The 7,559-nt window shown below is 45.7% G+C and carries 7 protein-coding genes; 3 read left to right on the top strand and 4 right to left on the bottom strand.

The features are described from left to right. From F6J99_RS03985 to F6J99_RS03975, 3 genes are all read left to right on the top strand, one after another. The coding region (locus tag F6J99_RS03985) for a hypothetical protein (RefSeq protein ID WP_293111800.1) at positions 1-195 on the top strand (195 nt) is incomplete at its 5' end. A gap of 674 nt (positions 196-869) precedes the next feature. After that, positions 870-1,808: a D-alanyl-D-alanine carboxypeptidase/D-alanyl-D-alanine-endopeptidase gene (gene dacB / locus F6J99_RS03980; RefSeq protein WP_293111799.1), complete on the top strand. Its 939-nt coding sequence runs from the start codon at positions 870-872 to the stop codon at positions 1,806-1,808. A 7-nt stretch (positions 1,809-1,815) separates the two neighbouring features. Further along, entirely contained in the window at positions 1,816-1,941 is a 126-nt protein-coding gene (locus F6J99_RS03975) for a hypothetical protein (RefSeq protein ID WP_293111798.1), read from the top strand. Here the strand turns inward: F6J99_RS03975 and F6J99_RS03970 are convergent. The 4 genes from F6J99_RS03970 to F6J99_RS03955 form a co-directional block, all read right to left on the bottom strand. Beyond that, the gene (locus F6J99_RS03970; RefSeq protein ID WP_293111797.1) at positions 1,938-2,834 is read right to left on the bottom strand and encodes an SDR family oxidoreductase; all 897 of its coding nucleotides are present in this window, start codon (positions 2,832-2,834) and stop codon (positions 1,938-1,940) included. The genes F6J99_RS03975 and F6J99_RS03970 overlap by 4 nt on opposite strands. Then, positions 2,767-3,228, bottom strand: coding sequence for a hypothetical protein (locus F6J99_RS03965; RefSeq protein WP_293111796.1), 462 nt, complete (start codon positions 3,226-3,228; stop codon positions 2,767-2,769). The genes F6J99_RS03970 and F6J99_RS03965 overlap by 68 nt, the downstream gene beginning before the upstream one ends. A gap of 107 nt (positions 3,229-3,335) precedes the next feature. Then, entirely contained in the window at positions 3,336-4,925 is a 1,590-nt protein-coding gene (locus F6J99_RS03960; RefSeq protein WP_293111795.1) for a B12-binding domain-containing radical SAM protein, read from the bottom strand. Between the two features lie 492 nt (positions 4,926-5,417). After that, a complete protein-coding gene (locus F6J99_RS03955; protein WP_293111794.1) occupies positions 5,418-7,133 on the bottom strand; it encodes an aminotransferase class I/II-fold pyridoxal phosphate-dependent enzyme in 1,716 nt (571 codons plus the stop codon). Positions 7,134-7,559 lie beyond the last annotated feature (426 nt).

The raw sequence follows: 7,559 nt of genomic DNA, 5'->3' as shown, positions 1-7,559 counted from the left end.
GCCGATGCCATCGGCTTGGTGTTTTATCCTCCCAGTCCACGCTTCGTTGAAGATTTAGGAGGGGTGTGGGGTGACCGGGTGTGGGGTGTGGGGGTACAGACAAGCGATGCAGCGCCGCTTTTTCGTTGTTTTCCTTTTCCTCTCCCTCTGGGTCGCCCGATGTTTGACCTTAATGTAAAAAACCTACCCCTGTGAGGCCCCTAACACACCCTACTTTTTGACCCTGGGGTATCTAATCCTCAATAATGCGATCGCGTAGCGTGGCCAAAAGGCCAATCGCGTAGGCCACGCTACGCGATCGCAAACTGCTGAAACTTAGCCAGATTTGATGTATTATTTCCCCTATTACAAATTTGCGTGCTTATGGGTGGAATAATACAAAACTCCCCTTTGAATTAAGAATGGTGAATGTAGAATTTAGAATTTGGAATTCACCATGCAGCATTCACCATGCTGCATTCTGACAGACAACCTTGGCCAAAAGGCCACCCTAGGCGAACAACCAAATAACTTTCAACCTTAAACCTTAAACCTTAAACCAATAACCTTTAACTTTTAACTTAAACCCAAGGGACTTAAACCAAAGAGCGAACAAGTTTAAAAAAAAATGGATAAATTCATCTAATATTCATAGAAATATAATCTGTTTTTGAATAAAATTCAGGAATAGTAAACTACTAGTTATAGTCTAGGTCTGGACTCTTACAATGTCTTGATTTTCGGTATGCTTATTTTTAATTAAGCAAAGAAAAAAACTTTAATTTTGTCAAAGGTATTGTAGGATGTAGTTTGGGTTTAAACCCTAAACTAGCAAGGCTTTTTTGTATCTGTTAGTGCCTGTTGAACTGTAGCAACACGACTGCCTCACTATGACCCAATTGAATTATTGGTTGAAATCCTTAGGAATGCTAACTGTAGCTGTGCTCACTACGGTATCTCCTATTACGTCTAGAAAAGCTAACGCTAGAACAGTTGCGGACTTAAGGCAAGAGGGAAAATCTTTGGAAATTTCTGTGCTTCCTCCAGAGACAGCTCCGACCGATTCCATTAAAATCCCTGTTCCCCCTCCGGAAACGAACAAGAATGGCATTTGTCCGGAGTTTCTGCCACCAGTGATTGACTCGATTATCGATCATCCTTCCTTGGCGAGAGGGAAATGGGGGATTGTGGTTGAATCATTATCGGAAGAGAAGGTTTTCTACAGCCACAATGCTAATCAATACTTGATCCCTGCTTCTAACATCAAACTATTAACTACAGCGGCAGCATTAAACAAGCTTCATCCCAATACTCCTATTCGATCTAAGTCAATGAAAGAATGGGTGAAGATAACGAATCTAAAAAGCCACAATAGTTATGCTGATACGTTATTGCGCTATATTGGCGGGTCGGAAGCAGTGCAGGATGCTTTGGCAGAATTGGGAGTTGACCCTAATAGTTATCGACTGGTAGATGGGTCTGGCTTATCCCGGAAAAATTTAGCGACTCCGGAGGCATTTATAACCACTCTCAAAGGGATGAGTGATGCCAATAATAACCAAGTTTTCCTAGCCTCTTTACCGGTGGCGGGAGTGAGCGGTACTCTCAAAAATCGGTTGCGTCATCCCTCTACACAAACTAAAGTTCAAGCCAAAACCGGCACCCTCAGAGGAGTTAAAGCTTTGTCTGGATATCTCGAACATCCCGATTACGGCACTATCGTGTTTAGCATCATGGTTAATCAACCATCCCAGTCAGGAAAAGTCTTAGAAAAAGGAATTGATGAGATTGTTCTGCGCTTAACTCAGCTGATGCCTTGTAATTCATAGAGAGTTTGTGGGGAGATGGGGAGATGGGGAGATGGGGAGATGGGGAGATGGGGAGATGGGGAGATGGGGAGATGGGGAGATTTTTATCAAGGGTAATTATCCGGCTCCCGACTCCCGACTCCCGACTGTCTAATCCTTCAAACTAGTCTTCCCCCGATTCCCGATTCCCGACTCCCGATTCCCGATTCCCGATTCCCGATTCCCTGTAACAATCCGATCAAAATACCAATTCAATACCGGAGCGAGCAAACTATGGAACCGGCCTAGTAATCTCATCTCGAATCCTGGCATGATCCCAAACTGCTTTTTCTCAATACCTCGTACAATCTGATCAGCTACGGCAGTTGCACTCCACATCTGGGCACTGCCAGTAATCATCTTAGTTTCCAGGGGCTTGGTTTTATTTTCGGCTTCCAGTTGTGGGGTATCGGTATCGGGAGGATAGACAATAGAAACATGAATACCTTGGGGCTTTAACTCACCGCGCAAGGATTCCGCTAAACCCCGCAGGGCAAATTTACTGGGACTGTAAGGGGTATAGCCATAAATACCAATCAGTCCAGCACCGGAAGATAGCAGTACAATATGACCCTTGTGTTGCTTTACCATGCTAGGTAGTACTGCTTTAATAGCATAGAGGGAACCAAAATAGTTAACTGCCATGGTTTGTTCAAATACCTCTATGGGCAGCTCTTGGAAGTAACCGGGATGAGCAATACCAGCGCTAGTGATTAATAGGTCAGCAGGACCGATTTGGTTAATTGCTTGCTCAATGGCTGCTTCTACCTGTATCTGCTGGGAAACATCAGCAGAAATAGTGAGAATTTTTGGTTGCGGATGCGATCGCAAAGCGGTTCCAAAGGAACATCGCATCCCTTCAATCTCGACTTTAGCCTGCTCTAGCTTAGCTGTATCCCTAGCAATCAAAGTCAGATTAGCTCCCTTCTGGGCTAATAATTTAGCAGTGGCTTTGCCAATCCCACTGGAGCCCCCTGTGATAATGGCGTGCTGTTGATTGAAGGTCATGGTTGAATCTATAGGGAACAGGGAGTCGGGAACAGGGAACAGGGAGTCGGGAGTCGGGAATCGGGAATCGGGAATCGGGAATCGGGAATCGGGGGCGTTGGGTCAGTCTTGGAATGAATAGAAGTAGAGTGGGCATCCTGCCCGCGCGAAAATAAGGACGAAACGGGCAAGATGCCCATTCCACAGATGACCATTCCATAGATAACGGGCAAGATGCCCATTCCACAGATGACCATTCCATAGATAACGGGCAAGATGCCCATTCCACAGATGACCATTCCATAGATAACGGGCAAGATGCCCATTCCACAGATGCCCATTCCATAGATAACGGGCAAGATGCCCATTCCACAGATGCCCATTCCATAGATAACGGGCAAGATGCCCATTCCACAGATGCCCATTCTACCTGACTCTTAAAATCATTCCATTATTAAGCAACACCCCCTACTCCCTACTCCCTACTCCCTACTCCCTATTCCCTGTTCCCTAAAGAATGAATTATGCGATCGCGGATTCGCTTACCGGTGCTTCCTCATTCTTAGCCGGTAAAGGTGATGGTTTATTAGTCATAAATTCAGCCAGCTGAGCCTCAATTTGGTCACGGACAATTTGGCGATATTCGAGGAAGTGTTCCGCGTAGGCACAAACCACAAAGAAAGAGCCCACCACTTTCGGTTTCTGCTGGATCAGCTTAAACAGACTATTCCAGAAGGTCCAGCGGGTCTTACGGACAACCCCTTGTCGCCAGCATAGAGTTAGTAGCGCCCGGATAGTTATCCAATCGATCCGACGAGGTACAGCATGCCTCGGTAGACCAAGCTTCATAAAGTGGTTGTAGGTGCGGTTTAAAAATCGCTCTGGATCATACAGAGTCCAAAACGCCTCGACATATTCACGAGCAATTTCTTCCACTGGCCGAGTTGGAACAAAATTGATCAAAGTGGTTTGGTTAATATTAGCCCCACCATCGAGAAGTCGTCCTTCTTTTTCAAGGCGATGCCACAGAGCAGTATTAGGCAATGCCTGCAACATACTAAACAAGGCAATAGGAATCGAGGTTTTCTCAATAAACTGGACAATGCGATCGCCTGCGCCTGGTTTTTCCCCATCAAAGCCCATGATAAACCCAGCCATCACCCTCAGACCGGCATTGGTAATCGCATCCACCGATTCACTCAGAGAATCCCGAGTATTTTGGAACTTTTTAGTCAGGGTAAGGCTGTCTTCATCAGGAGTTTCAATGCCCAAAAAGACCACTTTAAAATTACAATCGACCATCAGGTCCATCAGTTCTTGGTCTTGAGCCAAATCCACTGAAGCTTCTGTGATAAAGCTAAAAGGATACTCATGTTCAGCCATCCAGACCTTCATGGCTTTCAGCAGAATCTTGACATTGCGCTTATTGCCAATAAAGTTGTCATCGACTAGAAAAATCCCCCCTTGGAAATTCAGTTCTAAGAGGCGTTCTAGTTCAGCTAACAACTGCTCGGGAGCTTTAGTACGGGGTTTGCGACCGTAGAGGACAATAATATCGCAGAATTCGCACTGAAATGGACAACCCCGAGAGAACTGGATTGCCATAGTGTCATAGGCTTCCAGGTCCAGAAGATCAAAGCGGGGGATTGGGGTTTCCGTAACATCCGGCTTCTCACCATTAGCACGGAAAACCCCTTGACTCTCGCCCCGTTCAATCGCTGAGACAAACATCGGTAGGGTAATTTCCCCTTCATCCAAAATCAAGTAATCTGCCCCAGCCGCTTCAGGTTCGTGGGGTGAGGTAGTCGGGTAAGGACCACCGACAGCTACCTTTTTCCCACGGCGCTTAGCTTCCTGAATTAGCTCAAGAAAATCTTTTTTCTGGACGATCATACCTGAGAGAATCACCATCTCAGCCCAATCCCATTCTGCCTCCGTTACCTCAGATACATTGCGGTCAACCAGTTTAAAGGACCATGTCTGAGGTAATATCGCTGCTACTGTCACCAAACCTAGGGGTGGCATCAGTGCCTTGCGATTAACCAACTCAATGGTTTTCTCCATTGACCAGAAACTTTTCGGAAACAGAGGATATAGCAATAAAACTCGCATAAGTGGCACCTGAAACGATAGTTAGGTTTTCCGGAATTGATTTATCAGAATGTATCAATTGATCACAGCTGGCTTAACAAAACCCGAGTTGGAAAGATGTCCTTGGCGGATTACCTGTCAGCCACTAACTATTAGGTAACGGGGTGGGATACTTTTCCCCAGTTAGTTAGTTGCTAAGGTTTGCTAATATATATAGTCTGATCCCCGAGTTAATTTCCACTCAATCCGCCAACGGGGTTTGTAATCTGTAAGTTGCCAGTTTTCCCTTAGATTGAGTTCTCAGTAGTTATACTTAGCACCAGCTTAAACTGAGCGTTACATTTCTTCCCCCCCCTTATTAAGGGGGGATGGGGGGGATCATCTCCCCCTTTGTTAAAGGTGGAATCTTCAATTAGCTTCCCCCCCCTTATTAAGGGTGGATGGGGGGGATCATCAATTAGCTCAGGTTATGACCCTGTGCAGTATAGTTACTATGAAGATAGTTAATCTTAGTTACTCTAAGGGTGATGTCTGGGTACTATCGTCCGGCTGTTGCTTTGCTACTTCTTGAGCCAGGGTGTTCACCGTAAAGCGAATTTGCTCCTCCGTATGGTTACAGGTGATAAAGAAGCGCAGGCGGGCAGCATTTTGCGGCACCGATGGGTAGAACATAAACGGGACATTGATGCCACGCTTAAAGAGATTCTGAGACAGTTGCACCGACTTCAACGCATCCCCCACAATAATTGGAATCACTGGAGAGTCTTTACTCGTCCCTGTGTTGAGTCCCTGTTTCTGGGCTAATTCCAGGAAAAGTTTAGCTCGCTGGTGCAACAGTGCAACTCGATCTGGTTCTGCCTTGAGTAGCCTTATGGAAGCCAGCACGGAGGCTGCATTAGGAGGAGCTATGCCAACACTATAGACAAATCCCGGGGAGGTATACTTGAGGTATTCTACCACAGCAGCGCAACCAGCAATATAGCCACCGCAGCTCGCAAACGACTTGCTGAGGGTACCCATCCACAAATCTACATCAGCGGGATCAACCCCACAGAACTCACCAACCCCTCGACCGTGTTTGCCTAGTACCCCGATGGAGTGAGCTTCATCTACCATCAGGAAAGCTTTGTGGCGTTTCTTGACTGCAATGAACTCAGGCAAATCGGGAATGTCACCATCAGTACTGTAAACCCCTTCGATCACAATCAGTACCCGTTGATACTGGTGACGACGCTCCTGGAGTATTTTATCCAATGCCTGACAGTCATTATGAGGAAAAGCAATAATGCTCGCTCCCGACAGGATGCATCCCTGTAGAATGCTGTTGTGGCTCAGAGAATCATGTAAGATTAGGTCGTTTTTGCCAAATAGGTGACTAATAGTAGTTACGTTAGTAGCATGACCGCCCACATAGACGATACTATCCTCAGTACCAATAAAGTCAGCAATTTCTTTTTCTAGCTCTCGATGTAAGGGTTTTTCCCCTGACAACAGACGGCTAGCACAGGCGGAGGTACCATAACGATCTATGGCATCCTTTGCTGCTTGAGAGATCACTGGGTCACCACACATGCCCAGATAGTTATAAGTGGCATAATTAATCAGTTCCCGACCACCAATCTGGGTGGTGTTGTTGACTACCCGTTCTTGGGGGGTAAAGAAAGGATTGTTAACCCCGAGAGCTTTAATTTCCTCCTGTTGCAATTGCAGTTTGCGGTATTCTGGGTATAGGTGGAAATTGTGGTATTCCGGTGGGATATCTCGATTGTCTAGCTTTTCTGCATCTTGATTTGGGATTAGCCCGTTTTTGGCCGATATATGACCATTCGTTTCAGGTATTGACCTCGCCGATGAAGTTTCATGGTTAGCTTGCGAGCTGTCTTTTGGTTGTTTAGCAACGTATTCCGCCAAATACTCAGCCAATGCCTCAATATTGTCGTGATCCCATAAAAGCGTTGGGGAAAGCCGATGTCCGAGGAAATTCTCCAGTTCTCCGGATAAGTTAACAGCTTCAATAGAATTTAAACCATAATCGGTAAAATCCCGATGAATATCGATTTCTTGGGCATCCAGTTCAAGTACGTCTGCTAGCTTGGACACTAACCAAGTGGCAATGCTTGATGCTTCTTGAGATAATTTTGGGGAACTGACGGTAGATTTGTGATCACTGGTAACTACAGTAGCCGGTGACCTTTCTTTCCCGTTCCAGACCTGGTTCAACAATTCCATGTTGCACTCCTTCACCACACTAAAAGATTAAATCACCCAACTCCAGTTACTGGCACTGGGTGATCGTCTGGCCTTACCCCTCCATGACTTTTCGATCATTGAGCCTAGTTGTGAACCTTCAATCTCAGCTAATAATGTTCTAAACAGAGATTATCGCTCCATTTAGCGTTAGTTGCCACTGTTGAAGCCAATGAATTGCTATTTTCGGGGTTGACTTGATGGTTATTTTGCCATGAACTACCAAAACTTGTGAAAAATTCTATCAATCATGTCAAGTCTACCCTCTTGCGTCGATAGCGTTTGACAGGTAAGCTATTCTGCATCGAAAAATCTGCATCTTACGAAACAGATTTTGTTGATTGGGTCTGGTAACCTCGCGTCTAAGCTTGGTATGAGGGGAAACAAAGCAGGGATAATTCGCGATCG

It is taken from the genome of Moorena sp. SIO4G3, from assembly GCF_010692305.1.
In the GTDB taxonomy this organism is placed as follows: Bacteria; Cyanobacteriota; Cyanobacteriia; order Cyanobacteriales; family Coleofasciculaceae; genus Moorena; species Moorena producens_A.
This window is presented reverse-complemented; position numbering and strand designations above follow the sequence as displayed.